We start from the raw sequence: 19,101 nt of genomic DNA, 5'->3' as shown, positions 1-19,101 counted from the left end.
TAACTATTTATGGCAGAATAAAAAAGGCAGTAAACTTACTGCCTTTTTTATTTAATTTGTTATTTAACAAGGCAATCATCTATCTAAAAGGATTAGTAATATAGATTCTTGAACTCTCTCGAACAATTGTAAATACCTGTTATTCGTTTAATAGAACTTAAAAATTTTGCTAGTCATGTAGGATAATCACTAACTTGAAGCTAAAATTTTATCAAACTGCTACTGGTTTTTAGTCTTTTATTAGCTTCCGGAAACTGGTTACCGTAAAAGGAATTAAATGCTTCTTTCATAAACTATGGAAATACTTTATATAATTGGGATTTTGCTCGCCGCTTACTTAATAGGTTCTATTGCCACTGCTGTATGGGTAAGTAAGCGCTTTTACGGAATAGATGTCCGCGAATACGGCAGTAAAAATGGGGGTGCTACTAATACTTTTCGGGTGCTGGGTAAAAAGCCAGGTACATTTGTGCTGCTGTTCGATGTACTAAAGGGCTGGGCAGCTACCTCATTGGCGCACATATTGGTACAGATTCACGCCATTTCGCCGGATAACCTTATTTATTACCAATTGGCTTTGGGTATTTTAGCGGTAGTTGGGCACGTATTCCCCGTATACGTTGGTTTTAAAGGCGGTAAGGGTGTGGCCACTTTGTTAGGAATGGTGCTGGCTATTCAGCCGCAGGCCGCGCTTATTTGTATTGGGATATTCGTGGTGGTGCTGTTGCTTTTTAAATACGTGTCGCTGGGTTCTATGATTGGGGCTTTGGCTTTTCCATTGTTATTACTTTTAATTCCCGAATTTCACCCGGACAAACCGGTTCTAACCATTTTTGCTTTTTTACTAGCCGGTTTGGTCGTATACACGCACCGTAAAAACATTAACCGCCTGGTAAACGGTGTTGAAAGCAAAGTGCCTATCTCTCTCTTTGGCAAACGTTCCTGATTTAAGATTTTTAGAAAACCTGGAATTTTAAGATTAATATCTATCAGCCGCCATAATTTAATTTTTAGACTTTTAACAGCTGTTTCTTTTTAGTTGGTAATAGAGAAAAGATAACGTAAATCCATAATCTATTAAAAAGCACTTTATCGACTTGCTTATACCGATATTTATAACTCTAATTTTAAAGTAATTTTTAAAGCGCCTCACTTTATAACTTATGAATTCTACTGCTGCTTATATTGAAGCTAACAAGAATCGTTTTATTTCCGAATTAATAGATTTACTCCGCATTCCTTCGGTAAGCGCTGATCCGGCCTTTCGCGGCGATGTACTACGGGCGGCTGATTTTCTATCCCAAAAACTACGTGAAGCCGGTGCCGATAAAGTAGAAATTTGCCCTACCGCTGGTTACCCGATTGTATACGGCGAGAAAATTATTGATCCTGATTTGCCCACTGTTTTAATGTACGGGCACTACGATGTTCAACCCGCCGACCCCTACGAACTCTGGAATTCGCCGCCATTTGAGCCGGTTATAAAAGACGATAAAATTTATGCCCGGGGCGCCTGCGACGATAAAGGTCAATTATACATGCACCTTAAAGCCTTCGAAATAATGATGCAGCAGAATCAACTGCCTTGCAACGTTAAATTTATGATTGAAGGAGAAGAAGAAGTAGGCTCCAATAACCTGAATACTTTTGTGCAGCAGAACAAAGAGCGCCTTCGGGCCGATGTTATTTTAATTTCAGACACGGGTATAATTGCCAACGACATTCCATCTATTACTTCGGGACTACGCGGAATGAGTTACGTGGAAGTAGAAGTTGTAGGGCCTAGCCGCGATTTACATTCTGGTTTGTACGGTGGTGCGGTGGCTAACCCAATTAATATTTTATGTAAAATGATAGCCTCGTTGCACGATGAAAACAACCGCGTTACCATTCCGGGTTTTTACGACAATGTACAGGAATTAACCACTGAGGAGCGAACGGAAATGGCTAAAGCGCCTTTTGATGTAGAAGAATACAAAGCTGCCCTAAATTTAGGAGATATTTACGGTGAAGTGGGCTACTCTACTATGGAACGGAATTCTATTCGACCAACGCTGGACGTAAATGGTATTTGGGGCGGCTATACCGGCGAGGGCGCTAAAACAGTTATAGCCTCCAAAGCTTCGGCAAAAATTTCAATGCGCCTGGTGCCTAACCAATCTTCTGAAGAAATAACGGAGAAATTTCAAAAGCATTTTACCTCAATTGCCCCTAAAAGTGTAAAGGTAGCGGTAAAACCACACCACGGGGGTGAGCCGGTAGTAACGCCTACTAACTCGGTGGCCTACCAGGCAGCCAGCAAAGCTTTTGAGCAAACTTTTGGTAAAAAGCCTGTTCCCGTCCGAAGCGGCGGCAGTATTCCTATTGTGGCCATGTTTAAGACAGAACTAGGCTTAGATACAGTACTAATGGGTTTCGGTCTTGACTCCGATGCTATTCATTCGCCTAACGAACATTTCGGGATTTTTAACTTTTTAAAAGGAATCGAAACTATCCCGTATTTTTATAAATATTACGCCGCAATGAGTAAAGGTTGAGTTGTAAATAGCAAGTTTTAAGTTGTAATAAGTTAAAAGAAGTAAAATTATTTACAGTAGCTTGGCGTCAACTTTATATTTTTAATAAACAAAAAGAAGGCTGGTAAATGTACCAGCCTTCTTTTATACTAAATCAGAGAAAGTATTACTTACCAGTTGGCAATCTAAAACCAACAGTTGCTTGGTATAAAGAATTACGGGCATTGGCTAACTCGTCGCCATTATCGTTTTTAGCTAAATGACTAATGCTGCCATTGTAACGTAATCCAACGGTAATACCCATGGGTGCCTGAAAACCTACACCTGCGGCATAACCTATTTCTAGTTCAGCTAAATTATCCTTATCAATTTTCTGATAGCTTTCAAAATCAACGCCGTTTATGGTTTTTTCGGTGTTATCTTGAATACCTAATAAATAAGATAATTGAGGTCCAGCTTCAAAGAATATCGGACCGGCATTTACTTTTAATAAGATAGGTAAGTCTAAATAGCTATAATTTACTTTGCCTTCGTAAGTAACCTGGTTACTCTGGCTGGTTACCGGATCAATTTCGGTTACAGTAATATCCGCATATTTATATCCTTTCATGGAGTATAGTAACTCTGGCTGCAGGGAAATAAAATTATCGCCGGACAAGGGAATATTATAGCTAAGTCCGCCTACGAAGCCAATCTTATTTTTATTTAAATCTTCGTGTTTTAAATCACCCGCTAAGTTAGATAAGTTCGCTCCTAATTTAATTCCAATTTGGGCATGCGAAGCAAAAGAAACAGTAAGTGCAGTAAATAGTAAAAAAGCAATCTTTTTCATAATAATAAAATTTAAGTTAATCGGTTAATTGGTGTTACTTGTAAATAAATATTGTATTAAACTCATAATATGTTTTATGGTAGGTATACGTTATTTAAATAAAATGTTGCATTTTATTTAAATAAAATGTTTTTTTAGTAAAAAAATGGTTATGATGGAATTACGTAATTTGTACTTAAGCAATTTACGCTTAAGTACAATAAGTATCTGAACAATTTGCTGAATCAGCAAGCGTAATTAAAAAGGAGAGATATTTTCCCTATTTTGCTGCCAATTTTATGCCAAGAAATAGAGATGAGTAAAAAGCGCCTAATATTTAGGTGGTATTTTATTGTTTTAGGTTATTTTAGCTGCCTGGCGGCTTACGCGCAAGAACGTACTCCACTTATTATAGGAGTAGCCTATCAAGCGGGCTCCGTGCTGGTACATAGCCCAAAAATAAGGCACTTACAAGGCGTAAAGCCCAATGGAGTCGAAATAAATTTACAATACCAAACTACAGGTACTAAATTCTGGCACCAGCTATACAAGTATCCCCGCATCGGCATTTCATTTATTGCCTTCGATTACCAGGAGCCTATTTTAGGTAAATCCGTTGCAGCCAGTATTTACATTAATAAATTTGTTTACCATCGGGTTCAGGATCAATTAAGTGTGCGATTAGGCAGTGGGCTAGCGTATTTTAGCAACCATTTCGACTGGCGAGTAAATGCGACCAATAATGTTATTAGTGCTCCCTTAAATGCAGTTATTCAATTTAGAGCGGAGTACGAACGAATGCTTAGTCAGAAGTTTTCGCTCGTGTTGGCAGCCGGAATTAACCATTATTCAAACGGAGGCAATGCGAAACCTAATTTGGGAATAAATATTGGCACGCTTAGCCTAGGCTTAAACTACTATAGCCATCGTTCCTTTGAGCCATTAATACAAGCGTGGCCACCTCCCGAAAATAAACTTTCTTTTACTATTAGCAGCAGCGCCGGCATAAAACAGCGTAACGATTTTGATACGCTTACTTACACCGTTAAGTCGATAGCTCTTTCGGCTATGCAACAGTTAAACCCGAAAAGCACCTTACTGGTGGGGTTGGAAGGGTTTTATGATCCATCGCTCCTTCCACGGCGGAATTGGGACCCGCGGGTAAAACCAGGTACTTCGCCGGATATAAAAAGAGTGGCGCTAAACTTTGGCCATGAGTTAGCCCTTGGTAAACTGGGCTTTGGTACGTATGTGGGCTGGTATGCCTACCGGCCGTATAAATCAGATGCCCCGTTTTACCAGCGACTGGAAACACGGTATCCGCTTACCCGAAATATTTACCTGGCAGCTGGCTTAAAATTACACGATCTGATTAAAGCCGATATTATTGAATACCGGTTAGGATTTCGGTTTTGGAGGAAAAATAGACCATAGACGATAGTCGGCAGACCACAGACTATGGTGAATAGTCAATGGGCCATAGACTTCAGTAAATTAATAAAATTTATGGAGTAATTATAAATAATCCTTTATACTATTGTTGTTTCCAATCAACCGTGGTCTGTAGACTATCGACCATCGACTATCGTCTATCCAGCCCAACCTTCCCGATCGAGGCTGCGATATTGAATAGCTTCCGCTAAATGTTCGATGCGGATCTCTGGGGAATCAGCCAAATCGGCAATGGTACGGCTTACCTTTAGAATACGATCGTAAGCGCGCGCCGATAAACCTAAGCGTTCCATGGCAGTTTTCAATAAAGCTTTGCCGCCGGCGTTTATTTCGCAAATTTCTTTTACCATTTGCGAAGGCATCATGGCGTTAGAATGAATATTCGGAAATTCTTTAAACCGTTCCTCCTGAATTTGCCTAGCTTTTACTACCCGCTCCCGAATGGCTTCGCTGCTTTCCGCCTTGCGCGATTCAGTCATCTGGTCGAAGGTTACGGGAGTTACTTCTACGTGCAAATCAATCCGGTCTAAGAGCGGGCCACTTACTTTGTTCAAATACCGTTGTACCACTCCTGGTCCGCACACGCAATCCTTATCCGGATGATTGTAGTAGCCACACGGGCACGGATTCATGCTGGCAATGAGCATAAAGTTAGCCGGAAAATCAATGGTCATTTTGGCCCGGGAGATAGAAACACGTCGCTCTTCGAGGGGCTGGCGCATTACTTCCAATACAGTGCGTTTAAACTCCGGCAATTCATCCATAAAAAGTACTCCGTTGTGCGAAAGAGAAATTTCGCCGGGCTGCGGCACACCACCGCCACCTACTAAAGCTACGTCCGAAATGGTATGATGCGGTGCCCGAAATGGCCGCGTAGATAGCAAAGAAGCCGATTCGCCCAATTTACCAGCCACCGAATGAATTTTGGTGGTTTCTAAAGCTTCGTGCATGGTAAGCGGCGGTAAAATAGAAGGCAAACGTTTCGCCAACATAGTTTTACCGGCTCCGGGAGGACCGATCATAATGGCATTATGACCACCAGCCGCCGCAATTTCCAACGCTCTTTTGATGTTTTCCTGACCTTGCACATGCGCAAAATCTGCTTCGTATTGGTTAACCGTAGCTTGAAAAATATCGCGGGTATCTATCACCAAAGGAGTAATATCTACTTTACCATCAAAAAAATCAATGGCCTGTTTGATATTTTCAACCCCGATAATATCTAATTTATTTACAATAGCGGCTTCTTGAGCATTTTGAATTGGGAGTACAAACCCTTTGAAACCTTCCTTACGGGCCTGAATAGCAATGGGCAGAATACCTTTTACCGGACGTAAAGTACCGTCGAGCGAGAGCTCGCCCATAATAATGTACTCGCCTAAACGTTCGCCGCGCATTTGGTCGGAGGCCGCCAGAATACCCAGCGCAATGGGTAAGTCGTAAGCGGAACCTTCTTTTCGGATACCTGCCGGAGCCATATTTATGACCACTTTCTGGCGGGGCATGCGGTAGCCATTAAACTTTAAGGCCGATTCAATGCGTTGCTCACTTTCTTTAATGGCATTATCGGGCAATCCAACCATATAATACTTGGTGCCAGGAGTAACATTTACTTCCATGGTAATAGTGTAGGCATTTACGCCTTGTACCGCACTACCAAACGTTTTTATGAGCATGAAATCGGGTATAAATTAAAATATAGAGAATAAGGTATAATTGGAAGCGGAACAGGAAAGCCAGCAAATAAATTCCAGGATTTTGATTTCCGAAGAAGTATTTAATTAAATATAGCTAAAGCTAAATTTTACTTGAAGCTATTGGTACACTTACTTAATTAAGAACCCTTTAAAAAGCAAAAGCACAAACTTATTGCAAGCCTGTGCTAAAAGGTGAATGCGCGTTACAGCACAGGCACCGTTAATAAATTTTAACTCGGTAGGATACAGACAAGCTATTTACCTATTACGCTTTGTTCAATCAGTAAAATCAGGATATGAATAACTTTAATGTGAATTTCCTGGATGCGATCGGCGTAGCCAAAATGGGGAACCCGGATTTCTACGTCGCTAAGCGGTGCGAGTTTACCACCATCTTTACCAGTAAGGCTAACTACTTTTAATCCTTTTTCGCGCGCAGTTTCAGCTGCTTTTAATACGTTGCCAGAATTACCGCTAGTACTAATGGCGAGTAAAACATCGCCGGGGTTTCCTAAAGCTTCCAGGTAGCGCGAAAAAACAGAATCGTAACCGTAATCATTACTCACGCAACTCAGGTGACTGGAATCTGAAATAGAAATAGCGGGTAAGGCCTGCCGGTCGTGGCGGTACCGGCCCGATAATTCTTCGGCAAAGTGCATGGCATCGCACATAGATCCACCATTACCGCAGGATAAGATTTTGCCTTTATTTTTAATGGCCTGGCTCATGATCTGAGCCGCTGCCTCTATTTTTGCCGTAGTTTCTGGCAGAGCAATAAAAGAATTTAATAAATTTTGGGCCTCATTCAGTTCGGCCAATATTGTATCAGAAATAGTAGACATGCCATTAAATAGGGTCAGAGTTTTTAGGCGATGATCGATTGGGGTCCTGACCGGATGAAAAACCAGGTTTTACAATAATAGTGTTGCGATCATAAACAGGAGCGGAAGAATTTAACGGAGACGTGCTAGTATTAGTCTCGGGAGTGCGGTTGCTTCGGTACTGCTGCATTTCTTGTTTCTGGTCGTAGAGCAAGGCTTTTAATTCGTTTATTTTGCGTTGCGTATGAACCTGACCGCGTTTTAGGGTAGCAATATACAAATTTTCTACGAGCAATTCGAGTAGCAAAATAACGCCACCCACCACGTAAAAAGTAGTATTAAAATTAGGGTTAGCATCTTGACCAACCTTCAATACATCCAGATAAATAAGGGTAGCTGCTACTAAGTACAGTATAACCAATACGTTTACAAATTTCTTTATCGCTTCCATAAGAATTTTACTTAATGCGTGACGCTTCAGTTATAATACGTAAATGTCCAGCTTGGGATAATAATTTCTACTTTAAGGATTTAACCTTACTTTTTAAACTTAAATCATTGTTAATCAGATGAAAGAACAATATCTAAACTATCCTAAAGTATTCTTATATCAAGCTTCCAGGATGTGTAATTAATTGTTCAGGAAACTACGCTAGTGGTAATCTGCATTTGATTAAGCCGGGCGTATAACCCATTTTGCCGCAGCAATTGTTCGTGGGTACCGCGCTCCCGGATTTTACCTTTTTGCAGCACAATAATCTCGTCAGCGTGCTGAATAGTACTTAGCCGGTGTGCAATTACCAGCGAGGTACGGTTTTTCATTAAATTAATCAAGGCTTCTTGTACTAATTTCTCCGATTCGGTATCTAATGCAGAAGTAGCCTCATCCATAATTAAAATAGGCGGATTTTTTAAAATTGCCCGGGCAATACTAATCCGTTGTCGTTGCCCACCCGATAATTTACCACCTCTATCGCCAATGGTGGTCTGGTAACCATTGGGGGTTTGTAAGATAAAGTCGTGAGCGTTGGCAATTTTAGCAGCGGCTATTACTTCGGCTTCGGTGGCTTCGGTTTTATTAAAAGCAATGTTATTAAAAATGGTATCGTTAAATAAAATAGACTCCTGGGTAACTACCCCCAATTGGTCGCGCAGAGAGTGCAGGGTGCAGGTTTTAATATCCATGCCATCAATGGTAATAATTCCGGAGGTGGGGTCATAAAAACGCGGCAGTAAATCGGCCAAAGTAGATTTACCGCCGCCCGAAGGACCTACCAGGGCAATGGTTTTACCTTTCGGAATAGTAAGATTAATATGCTGCAATACCGGTTCGGTGCCGTAAGCGAAAGAAACATCCTGAAAAGTAATGGACTCGGTAAAAGCAGGTAATATTTTAGCGGTGGGTAGATCCCGAATTTGCGGCTGGGTATCTATAATAGCCAGAATCTTATCGCCGGACACCAAACCCCGCTGAATATTGCTGAAGGCGGTGGAAATAGCCTTTGCGGGAACCAGTACCTGCGAGAAAAGCACGATGTAGGTAATAAACTCACTAGCGGTTAAATCAGATTGCTGATTGAGAACCAACGATCCGCCGTAAAATAAAATGCCTGCCACCGCGGCTACACCCATAAATTCGGAAATAGGGGAAGCTAAACTTCGTTTGTTGGTGATAGAGGTAATAATGCGGGCATACCGGTTATTGTGCTGACTGAACTTATCAATGACATATTCCTGCGCGTTAAAGGCTTTAATCACGCGCATGCCGCCTAAGGTTTCGTCGATAATGCTCAGGATAGTGCCCAGCGACTCGTGCCCTTCTACAGCGCGTTGCTTTAGTTTTTTAGAAATAGCAGAAATAATATAGCCTGAAATGGGCATTACCAACACCGTAAATAAGGTGAGCTTTACCGACATGGCAAATAGCATCGCGAATAAACCCACAATGGTAAGCGGCTCGCGCGATACTACGTTTAAAGTACTGATAACAGAATTCTCGATTTCCTGCACATCGGTAGTCAGACGGGTCATAATATCGCCCCGGCGTTCATTGGAGAAAAAGCCCAACTGTAGTTGCGTAAGGCGTTCGTAAACGGCCAAGCGTAAATTACGTACTACTTTGGCTCGAATGGCCCCGTCGAGGCGTAGGCTCAGGTACCGGAATAAGTTGGCCAGTAAGTTGGATATTAAAATTAAAATACAAACAAATTGCAAGGCACCACTTTTTCCGTTTTCCCGGATTATCTGTCCAAAATAATAATTAAAATATTCTTTAGCGAAATCAAGGCTCAGGGAAAACGCCGGTTTTTGAAGAATAGTTTGAGCCTTCGAAGTATCTACCGTGCCAAAAAGAACTTCGAGCAAAGGAATAAGTAAGGCAAAGTTAAATAATCCGAAAACAATGCCTAGAAAGGTAAATATAAAGTACTGCGGCACAAACCCGCCGAAAGGCCGGGCAAACTGCAGAATGCGCCAATAGGTTTTCATGTTGGCAAAGGTAGTAGAATTAGTCCATAGTCAATAGTCGATAGTCCACGGATGGCAGACCAGAGCCTATGGAAAGTAAGGTTTAATTTAAGTGCACTTATTTTCTGAACGGATAATCATATGGCTTATCAGAGTGTTCAGCGTTCATATCAAAAAAGAGTACTTTAGTTATTTCTAGCGTTAAGTTAATTATAAGTTTGCGGGTTGATAAACCTTAAATCATCTAATAAACTAATTACAATCACGGCTATCGCCTACGGACTGTGGACTAAACACTAAGTTAAAACTCATGTAGTCGTTGGGGAATGTTCCAGCGAAAAGCCAGCGTGGTATAAGCCGTATTGTTAGAACGGGCCGCCAATTGACTGTCTACTTTCCGGAGAATCTGTTTTACATCCAGAAATAGGTTGTGCCGTAATTGCCACGAAGCGGTTACATCTACGTGCAATTGATCAGTAGTAACTCCCTGACCAACTTTGTTGTTAAATTCCTGCGCCCGGGTTGTATAAGGCAATAAAACATTGTTTCCGTAATTCAGGGTATCGGTATCAGCGCCGTAATGGGTGTAGATAGCTTTAGCAGTTAAGTTTAAGCGGCCTAGCGGTTGGTAGCGCAGAATGCCAATCCATTCGTACAAGTTAGCCCCCATAGGATGCGCGAGTGGCTGTTGATAATGCTGATAATTAGTAAATTTATTTTCGTGCTGATACGTGTACGGCCGGATAAAATTAAACTCACCTTGTGCATCCAGATTGGCAATACCCGCCACATCTATGTATTTGGCTCCCAACTGAAAAGCTTGTTTATTACCCCACCAACCGTTACGGGCTCGCACGTTTGTCAACGAAAATTCATCGAGCATTACTTGGCCGTATACCTGGGCCGTTTGAAATAAATTAACTTTAAAATCCAAGCCTAACAGCGCGTTATCGTTACTCCCTAGCATAAGCTCCACGCTCCGGTAAAAAATGATAGGATTGAGGTATTCTAATTCAAAATGGCCTTTGTCGCGGGCGTACACCACCGATTCAAACACGCCAACGTTAAAATTAGGCGTAAAATTAATGCCTAGATGATGGTAGGCAAAGTATTTCTTGGGCAGCAACTGGTCCCTAAAATCGTAATCGGCGTTCATTTCGGTGAACAAATTGGTGTACTGCAACTTCCAGACGTTCACGTTAAATTTTAAGAAAAAATAAGCGGGAGCATAATCCGAAAGCACTAAGGAGCGGTAGCCGTTGCCAATAAAATTTTTGTCGTGGCCAAGTTGTACACTTACGTGTTTAGAAGCCGCGTAATTAAGGTAGCCCCGGGCAGTAGTAAAATCGTAACCCGCCGTTTTGTCGTAACCCACGCTCCGGAAAGGTTTGAAGTAGCCTTCGTGCGGTAAAATGGTATCCCGTACAATCCGGTCGTTTACGTATTCCGGAAACCGAGCCTGATTATCGGTTATAAACGTATAAAAACCTAATTTTTCATCGAGTTGCCCTTCTAACTGAATGCCCCGAGTATTAATGTAGCGCAATCCATCTACATCCGAGTCCAAACCGCCTTCAAAGTGAATTACCGGATTAATCCGTAAGGTAAAATTGGGTATGTCTACGGAATATAAGTCGGCGGGCTGGCGGAAAAAATAGCGCAGAAACGGTTTATTAAAGTTAGTCTGATTTACCCGGTCGGTATAATTCCAGTTATCATTTAGTAAATAAGTTGCGTTAAACTGGTCGGAGTGCGAAAGCGAATCGTTTTTCCGAAATACTTCCTGGGCCAGGTCGGCAACTTCCTTCCGGAAGTACGGCTTAATACCGGTGTGGAAATTAGGCACCTGTTTACTGAATTTAATCTGGAAACGTTCTATTTTATGATACGTATCCGGGTCGAGTGGTACGTAGGTGCTTTGAGCAAAACCTGCATTAACTAGAAAAAACAATAAGCAAAACAACGTAATTGATAATCTCATAGAGAAGGTGAAAAGGTAACAACCAAAGTTTTACAATCCAGAATTTGCTCTTATGCACTTCTGTGTTTTACAAGACAAAAGCAAAAGATATTAATTTGAAGATAAGGATATACTATAAAATAGGATCCATAGTTTAATTCATTCCAGAATAAATTAACGTATCCACTCTTAAACGAATTACTTTTGAGCCGAGCATATTTCTAAACGTTTCTTTTCACCTCAAGAACTTTTCTTATTTATGAAGCCGTCAGATTCTATTTATATTCTTACCCAGGAGCCATCGGTGGCTAGCCAATTTATTTCTGAACTGCGAAATGTGCAGGTGCAGCGCGACAGTATGCGTTTTCGGCGCAATCTGGAACGGTTAGGAGAAGTGCTGGCTTATAAAATTTCTACCCGGTTAACTTATGCGCCGCAGCAAATTCAAACTCCCTTAGCTGCCTGCGAACAGCAGCACTTGGTAGATTATCCCGTACTAGCCACAGTTTTGCGGGCCGGCTTACCTTTTCACCATGGCTTTTTAAATTATTTCGATAAATCGCCGAGCGCTTTCGTAGCCGCTTACCGGTTAGAAGCCACTTCGGAAATAGCCGTAAACGTTGATTACTTAGCGGGGCCTTCCCTAGAAAGGCGCGTATTATTACTCGTGGACCCTATGCTGGCTACGGGTACCTCATTGGCGCTTACGTATAAGGCTATGCTGCGGTTTGGTACGCCTAGCCAAGTGCACATTGCGGCGGCTATTGCCAGCCCTGAAGGAGTAAGCCATATTCAACGAGAACTACCCCAAGCCATGATTTGGTTAGGAGCTTTAGATAATCACCTGAATGAACGAGCTTACATTGTACCTGGCTTAGGTGATGCCGGCGATCTAGCTTTCGGGTCGAAAATCTAAAAATAGCAATATTTGTATTTTATTAAAAGTCTGGTACTTTTCTTGTATAAAGATCCGTATTACAATTTTCCGACGTATGTCTTACGTTATATAATAACTTACTGCGAACTTAATACAATAAACTAGTGCATCACTTGGCCGCTGAAATAATGAAATATTTATCTGTTTACCTTCTAAGTATGGTTAAGTTTTTTGGCGGACCGCTAGCGGGGGTATCCATGGGCTTATCTTTTTGGATGACCTTACTGTTAAGCGTAACCGGCATGATGACGAGTGTCTTTATTTTTTCGCAGGTAGGCATGCTCGTTTCGCGATGGTACGTAGAAAAGCACCGGGCAAAGAATAAGCCCATTTTTACCAAAAAGAGCCGGAAAATTGTGCAGATCTGGCAAAAGTTCGGAATTAAAGGTATTGCTTTTCTAACGCCGGTTATTTTTAGTCCGGTAATCGGCACTATTATGGCTACGGTTTTAGGAGCCAGTCAACGTCATATTTTATTACATATGCTTTGGAGCGCTATTTTCTGGGGAGTTGCTTTTACCTTTGCCCTACACGAGTTAAGTCATCTCAATATTCCAATTTTTCATCATAAATAGGCTTTATAACTTAAAATGTAAAACAGGTAAGAAAATAATACTCTTACCTGTTTTTTTTGTCTTACATTTTCCTTCTCCAAAGTTAAGTAATCACCTGGAACAATGTATTTCCTTTCCGTTTCAAAATCTATGTCCCCATTATTTAATATCGGCATTAAGGGAATGGCTTAAATTTATTTTTAAGTTTATTTCCTGTTAAATATTACCAGAAAATCCAAGTTAACTGCTTTTTCTTTAAAGAGATTTGCTCTTTTTACCAAAAGACAGGTAAACAGTCTGGTATTTTCTGGTATTATATCTATTTATTTTCTACAATTGGGGAGCTTTAACCTGGATCTGGTGCTTTTTAACTTTATAACCTTGCAGCTTAATTGCCTATGAATTATCGCAAACTTGGCAAAACCAACCTGAACGTATCTGTCCTTGGCTTTGGCGCTTCGCCCTTAGGTAACGTGTTTGATGTAGCCGATGAGAAAGAAGGAGTAAGAGCCGTGCATTATGCCATTGACCAAGGAATTAATTTTTTTGATGTTTCTCCTTTCTATGGTTTTACTCTGGCCGAAGAACGATTGGGCAAAGCGCTGGAAGGTAAACGTAAAGACATATTTTTGGCTACCAAATGCGGCCGTTATGGTTTACAAGATTTTGATTTTTCGTATAACCGGATTCTGAGAAGTATTGACGAATCGCTAGTAAGGCTTAAAACGGACTACGTAGATGTTTTGCAACTGCATGATATTGAGTTTGGCGATAAACACCAGGTATTAAACGAAGCGATTCCGGCCGTTCAGAAAATTAAAGAATTAGGTAAAGCCCGCTTTATAGGCATTACTGGATTACCGGTGCGTTATCTGGCTGAAATTGCCCGGCAGGTTGAACTCGACACTGTGCTTTCGTGGGCCCACTATAATTTGCTCGAAGACGAAATTGACGACGAGTTGGTGCCGCTTTCAAAAGAAAAAGGTTTTGGTTTAATGAATGCGGCACCACTGATGCAAAGAATATTATCCGATGCTCCTTTGCCCGATTGGCACCGCTCGCCCCAGGCCGTTAAAGATGTGCAACCCAAGTTGTTGCAATTGTGCGAAAGTTATGGGGTGCGGCTAAGTGATGTTGCCATTAAGTATGCCGTTGACCACCCGGATATTGCTACTACCATTGTGGGTATGTGGGAGGTGAAGCACGTCCAGCAAAATATTAAAGCTCTGGATTTATCTATTCCGGCTGACTTGATGGAGGAAATTTTAAAAATAGTAACTCCCGTAAAAAATCAGATGTGGTTTGAAGGCAGACCAGAAAATAATATTCCTAAAAAATAAACGAATAAACGGCGTATGAAGGCTTTATTTTTAGTGGAACCCGGTAAAACGGAAGTTAGAACAATAGAACCAGTTGCTCCCGGACCTGAAGAAGTTTTGTTGCGGATTGGTATGGTAGGTTTCTGTGGCGGCGACTTAAATGGGTACCGGGGTTTATTTGAATTGCAGGAATATCCTAATATTCTGGGGCACGAAGTAGGAGCTACTATTGAGCAGGTAGGAAGCCAGGTTCCGCCTGATTTTAAGCCTGGCATGCGAGCTACCGTGTACCCTTACCTAAATTGTGGCACTTGCGTTTCTTGCCGGAAAGGCCGGCCCAATGCCTGTCAGGATAATAAAACCATGGGGGTGCGCCGGCCTGGTGCCATGACCAACTATATCACTATTCACTGGAAAAATCTATTTTCTTCGGATAAGCTATCGCTCCAGGAGTTGGCTTTAGTAGAACCTCTTACCGTAGGGTTTCATGCTGCAGCCCGGGGCCGGGTTTCCGAAAAGGATAAAGTAGCCGTAATTGGTTGCGGCATTGTGGGAATGGGCGCTATTGCCGCCTCGGTTAACCGGGGTGCCGAAGTAATTGCCATTGATATCGATGATTCAAAAATGGAGATTGCTAAAAAAGTAGGTGTTGCGCATACGATTAATACATCTAAAGTAGACTTACACGAAGCTTTAGCAGAAATTACAGATGGAGATGGTCCGGATGTTATAATAGAAGCCGTAGGAAGTCCGCAAACTTATCGGGCTGCCGTAGAAGAAGTGGCGTACACCGGGAGAGTAGTTTGCATTGGTTACGCTAAAAAATCGGCTGAATTTAATACCGGCGTTTTTGTGCGAAAAGAAATTGAAATTCTGGGCTCCCGCAATTGTTTGGGAGAATTTCCGGAAGTCATCCGTTACCTGGAATCAGGTAAATTTCCGGTGGATGCTGTTATTTCGAAAGTTGTTTCAATTGACGAGGCTGGTGCGGCCCTTGCAGCTTGGTCAGATAATCCGGGACCTATCACCAAAATAATGGTAGATTTTGATAGGTAAATAGACACAAGTATTAAGATATTAGACAAAATTTTAATAATACCGCAGCATTTTTAGTTGGTCTCATTTCTTTAGTTAAATAGAAATAAATGATAAAATCTTGTGTTACTATTGCCCTGGTTCCACAAATAAAAACGGGTCCTTGGATATATTGGGAAGATTTGGAGGCCAGTATTGCTAAAGCGGCTCAACTGGGTTTTAATGCCATAGAGCTTTTTACGGCTTCTGCCAATGCCATTGAGCCTTCGGTTCTAACCGGTTTACTACAAAATTCTGGCCTTAACTTAGCTGCAGTGGGCACCGGCGCGGGTAAAGTTATACAAGGCTTGACTTTAACCGATCCCAATCCGACTATCCGGCAACAAGCCATTGCTTTTGTCGCGGATATGATTGCTTTTGGGGCGCCGTTTCAGGCACCCGCCATTATTGGGTCGATGCAGGGCAACGTAGTTGCCGGAGTGGAGCGCGAGCAGGCTCTGGAATGGCTGGCCGATGGATTAAATATTTTAGGAAAAGTAGCGGAAGAAAAAAAAGTACCCCTGATTTACGAACCCCTGAACCGCTACGAAACTAATTTATTCAACAATCTAAGCAGCGGAGTTGAATTTCTAAATTTTTTAAAAACCCGGAACGTCAAGTTATTAGCGGATTTGTTTCACATGAACATCGAAGAAAGTTCTTTGCCGGAGAGTATTCGAACTTTTGGGCCGGCTATTGGTCACATTCACTTTGCCGACAGTAACCGGCGGCCCGTTGGCTTTGGCCATACCGCCATGGCCGAAATTGCAACCGCTTTGCAGGAAAGTAATTACCAGGGGTATGTATCTGCCGAAGCTTTCCCCTGGCCTAACCCAGACGAAGCGGCCCAACAAACCATTAAGGCTTTTCGAGAATTTTTTAAAGATTAACCAAGAATGTAACTTTTTAACCAGATATGCAGCGATTTTGCTTTGCCCTTGACTTAGTAGATGACCCGAAATTAATCCAGGAGTACGAAAATTACCATAGCCCCGGTAACGATTGGCCTGAAGTAACTAAAAACGACCTGGATGCCGGCATTATAAATCTGCAAATTTACCGTACCGGTAACCGCATGTTTATGATTATGGATACCGACGATAACTTTAGTTTCGAGAAAAAAGCCGCTCTGGATGCCACGGTTCCGAAAGTGCAGGAATGGGAAAAACTCATGTGGAAGTACCAGGTTCCCTTGCCTTGGGCTAAAGAAGGCGAAAAATGGATTTTAATGGATAAAATATTCCAGTCCGGAGCAAAAAAACAGTAATAAATAATAATGCTGTTTTTCAATCCTTTAGCCGGTAAGCAAAAGAAACAAAAAGTTAAAAAATGATTATAATAATAATATGAGAACACTCACAATACATATACCTGATTCAGTTGATTTGGAAGATAGAGAAATGGTCATGTTTCTGGCTTCCAGGCTCTACGAGAAAAGTAAGCTATCTTTAGGGCAAGCGGCAGAAATTGCGGGGCTTTCTAAACGGGCTTTTATGGAAGTTCTCGGTCATTATGTATCCCTATTTAATTACGACGAAAGTGAATTAGAAAAAGAGCTAATGCATGTCAAAAATTATCGTAAGTGATACCAGTTGTTTGATTCTGTTGGACAAACTACACTTGCTTTTTATCTTAAAGGAACTCTTTGAAGAAATAGTAATCACTCCCGAGATTGGAAAGGAATATGGTAAGCAACTGCCAGAATAGATAAAAACTGAGAGCGTCCAGAATAAAGTATATCAAGTAATGCTTCAATCTACGGTAGATTTAGGAGAAGCCAGTGCTATTGCTTTAGCTATTGAAAAACAAAATTGCTTGCTCATTTTAGATGATAATAAAGCCAGAAAAGCAGCAAATAGATTAGGAGTTAATTATATCGGCACATTAGGACTTCTGCTAGGAGCAAAAGAAGCTGGCTTAATTCAGCTTATTAAACCGATTCTAGTACAAATCAAAATGACCAACTTCCGAATAGCGGAAAACTTTGAAAAAGAGCTATTGAAATTAGCAGGAGAATAAAAAATATCTCTTGCCAATAAAAAATTATAAAGCTTCTTAAATTGACCTCTACTACCAGTTGGCCTCTACCCGGACAAACCAAGATGCTATTCAAAAAACAAAGAAGCTGGTTAAACATCCCAGTCTCCAACCGATGTTTAACCAGCTTACAAAAATTTCTAAGTTTTCTTTCTAAACAGTAGCCTCGGAATGGTGCCGAAGTTGCTCGATGGCAGCAATCATTAACTCGTTATCTATCTCGTGTACTTCTACGCCTTTGCCAATTTTAGCCAGCAGCATAATAGTTAATTGTCCGCCTAGGTGTTCCCGGAATTCCTGTAAACCCCGCAGCAAACTTTGCGGATGGGTGGCATCCTCCAGGTGCGAAGTCATTTCGGGAGCAAATAATTCAAAACCAATACCGGTAACTACCTCCAGAATTTGCTTTAATTCGGCTTCAGTAAGCATGCCTTTTAGGTAGGAATACGTCGAATCCAGGGCAATGCCCATGGCTACGGCTTCGCCGTGGCGAATACGGTAATTACTTAACTGCTCTAGTTTATGCGCCGACCAGTGCCCAAAATCTAATGGCCGCGAAGAACCTTTCTCAAAAGGATCACCGCTGGCAATATGCTGCACGTGCATTTCGGCGCACCGGTGAATCAGGTACTGCATGGCTGGCATATCACGCTCGGCCAGTTTCTGCGTATTTTCCTGAATAAACCTAAAAAATTCGGCGTCTTTAATAAGTGAAACCTTAATGGCTTCAGCAATGCCGGCGCGCCATTCGCGGTGCGTTAAAGTACGCAGAAAATGGAAGTCGTTAATTACAGCAAAGGGAGGAGTAAAGGTGCCCAGGAAGTTCTTTTTGCCGTAGGCATTAATACTGTTCTTTACCCCAACTCCCGAGTCGTTCTGCGACAACACCGTAGTAGGAATGCGAATGTGGCGGATACCCCGATGCGCAATACCGGCAGCGTAGCCAACCATATCTAATAAAGCACCACCGCCTACCGCCAAGACGTACGAATGGCGATCAATGCCTTTTTCATTTATTGCATCAATTACCCGTTCCGTATAGGCCGGATCATTCTTACATTGTTCTCCACCCGGAATAATCATAGGATCAGCGGCTAATTGTAAAACATCGGCGTAGTGCGAAGTGTAGTTTTTAATATCGGTAATTAACGAAGGAATTGCTTCGGCTACGTGGTGGTCTAATACAAATAAAACTTTCCGGCCATCGCCACCACCCGCTGCAATTACATCGCGAAGCAAGGGGTTCCGGAGTGAAAATAAGTTTTCGGTAAAATGAACAGTATAGTTATACGTTACCTGGAACGTTTGCTGGATTGGGTAAATCTGCATGAATAAAGATCTAAAAAAATATTACTTCCTAACTTAGAAAGCTATTTTACAGATAACAAAATTAAAGATAAAAAAGTAGTTTTAAGTACTATTAAGTTGGCAAAAAAAATGCCTAAGATCTTTCTTGT

General features: G+C 41.6%; 18 protein-coding genes. 11 read left to right on the top strand and 7 right to left on the bottom strand.

Annotated elements, in window-relative coordinates; translation table 11 throughout:
- Positions 1-295: 295 nt before the first annotated feature.
- The gene (gene plsY / locus AHMF7605_RS16740; RefSeq protein ID WP_106931206.1) at positions 296-946 is read left to right on the top strand and encodes a glycerol-3-phosphate 1-O-acyltransferase PlsY; all 651 of its coding nucleotides are present in this window, start codon (positions 296-298) and stop codon (positions 944-946) included.
- A gap of 217 nt (positions 947-1,163) precedes the next feature.
- Entirely contained in the window at positions 1,164-2,537 is a 1,374-nt protein-coding gene (locus AHMF7605_RS16735; protein WP_106931205.1) for a dipeptidase, read from the top strand.
- A gap of 145 nt (positions 2,538-2,682) precedes the next feature.
- Here AHMF7605_RS16735 and AHMF7605_RS16730 read toward each other — a convergent pair whose 3' ends face one another.
- The gene (locus AHMF7605_RS16730) at positions 2,683-3,348 is read right to left on the bottom strand and encodes a porin family protein (protein ID WP_106931204.1); all 666 of its coding nucleotides are present in this window, start codon (positions 3,346-3,348) and stop codon (positions 2,683-2,685) included.
- Positions 3,349-3,642: 294 nt separating this feature from the next.
- Here AHMF7605_RS16730 and AHMF7605_RS16725 point away from each other — a divergent pair, with 294 nt between their 5' ends.
- Positions 3,643-4,761, top strand: coding sequence for an acyloxyacyl hydrolase (locus tag AHMF7605_RS16725; protein ID WP_146153610.1), 1,119 nt, complete (start codon positions 3,643-3,645; stop codon positions 4,759-4,761).
- Between the two features lie 155 nt (positions 4,762-4,916).
- On the opposite strand, the gene AHMF7605_RS16720 is transcribed toward AHMF7605_RS16725, so the two are convergent.
- The 5 genes from AHMF7605_RS16720 to AHMF7605_RS16700 all read right to left on the bottom strand — a co-directional run bounded on the left by AHMF7605_RS16720 (position 4,917) and on the right by AHMF7605_RS16700 (position 11,744).
- On the bottom strand, positions 4,917-6,455 hold the full coding sequence (locus AHMF7605_RS16720) for a YifB family Mg chelatase-like AAA ATPase (RefSeq protein ID WP_106931202.1): 1,539 nt from the start codon (positions 6,453-6,455) through the stop codon (positions 4,917-4,919).
- 275 nt (positions 6,456-6,730) lie between these two features.
- Positions 6,731-7,309: a D-sedoheptulose 7-phosphate isomerase gene (gene lpcA, locus AHMF7605_RS16715; RefSeq protein WP_394336235.1), complete on the bottom strand. Its 579-nt coding sequence runs from the start codon at positions 7,307-7,309 to the stop codon at positions 6,731-6,733.
- A gap of 13 nt (positions 7,310-7,322) precedes the next feature.
- Positions 7,323-7,748: a hypothetical protein gene (locus AHMF7605_RS16710; protein ID WP_106931200.1), complete on the bottom strand. Its 426-nt coding sequence runs from the start codon at positions 7,746-7,748 to the stop codon at positions 7,323-7,325.
- Positions 7,749-7,936: 188 nt separating this feature from the next.
- Positions 7,937-9,784, bottom strand: a complete 1,848-nt coding sequence (locus AHMF7605_RS16705; RefSeq protein ID WP_106931199.1) for an ABC transporter ATP-binding protein — start codon at positions 9,782-9,784, stop codon at positions 7,937-7,939.
- Positions 9,785-10,064: 280 nt separating this feature from the next.
- Entirely contained in the window at positions 10,065-11,744 is a 1,680-nt protein-coding gene (locus AHMF7605_RS16700) for a hypothetical protein (RefSeq protein ID WP_106931198.1), read from the bottom strand.
- 238 nt (positions 11,745-11,982) lie between these two features.
- On the opposite strand from AHMF7605_RS16700, the gene upp reads away from it, so the two are divergent.
- The 8 genes from upp to AHMF7605_RS16660 all read left to right on the top strand — a co-directional run bounded on the left by upp (position 11,983) and on the right by AHMF7605_RS16660 (position 17,626).
- Positions 11,983-12,639: a uracil phosphoribosyltransferase gene (upp, locus tag AHMF7605_RS16695; protein ID WP_233219162.1), complete on the top strand. Its 657-nt coding sequence runs from the start codon at positions 11,983-11,985 to the stop codon at positions 12,637-12,639.
- 179 nt (positions 12,640-12,818) lie between these two features.
- Positions 12,819-13,235, top strand: a complete 417-nt coding sequence (locus AHMF7605_RS16690; protein ID WP_199200253.1) for a hypothetical protein — start codon at positions 12,819-12,821, stop codon at positions 13,233-13,235.
- Positions 13,236-13,612: 377 nt separating this feature from the next.
- Positions 13,613-14,554: an aldo/keto reductase gene (locus AHMF7605_RS16685; RefSeq protein WP_106931197.1), complete on the top strand. Its 942-nt coding sequence runs from the start codon at positions 13,613-13,615 to the stop codon at positions 14,552-14,554.
- A gap of 15 nt (positions 14,555-14,569) precedes the next feature.
- Positions 14,570-15,589, top strand: coding sequence for a zinc-binding alcohol dehydrogenase family protein (locus tag AHMF7605_RS16680; protein ID WP_106931196.1), 1,020 nt, complete (start codon positions 14,570-14,572; stop codon positions 15,587-15,589).
- Between the two features lie 89 nt (positions 15,590-15,678).
- Complete coding sequence (locus AHMF7605_RS16675; RefSeq protein WP_106931195.1) at positions 15,679-16,497, top strand: sugar phosphate isomerase/epimerase family protein; 819 nt, start codon at positions 15,679-15,681, stop codon at positions 16,495-16,497.
- A 26-nt stretch (positions 16,498-16,523) separates the two neighbouring features.
- The gene (locus AHMF7605_RS16670) at positions 16,524-16,874 is read left to right on the top strand and encodes an L-rhamnose mutarotase (protein WP_106931194.1); all 351 of its coding nucleotides are present in this window, start codon (positions 16,524-16,526) and stop codon (positions 16,872-16,874) included.
- Positions 16,875-16,953: 79 nt separating this feature from the next.
- Entirely contained in the window at positions 16,954-17,193 is a 240-nt protein-coding gene (locus AHMF7605_RS16665; protein ID WP_106931193.1) for a UPF0175 family protein, read from the top strand.
- 160 nt (positions 17,194-17,353) lie between these two features.
- Positions 17,354-17,626, top strand: a complete 273-nt coding sequence (locus AHMF7605_RS16660; RefSeq protein WP_106931192.1) for a DUF3368 domain-containing protein — start codon at positions 17,354-17,356, stop codon at positions 17,624-17,626.
- 171 nt (positions 17,627-17,797) lie between these two features.
- Here AHMF7605_RS16660 and AHMF7605_RS16655 read toward each other — a convergent pair whose 3' ends face one another.
- The gene (locus tag AHMF7605_RS16655; protein WP_106933507.1) at positions 17,798-18,967 is read right to left on the bottom strand and encodes a 3-dehydroquinate synthase; all 1,170 of its coding nucleotides are present in this window, start codon (positions 18,965-18,967) and stop codon (positions 17,798-17,800) included.
- Positions 18,968-19,101 lie beyond the last annotated feature (134 nt).

Source organism: Adhaeribacter arboris (genome assembly GCF_003023845.1).
GTDB classification, from domain to species: domain Bacteria; phylum Bacteroidota; class Bacteroidia; order Cytophagales; family Hymenobacteraceae; genus Adhaeribacter; species Adhaeribacter arboris.
The sequence above is the reverse complement of the archived record's forward strand: the minus strand, read 5'-3'. Positions and strand labels throughout refer to the sequence as shown.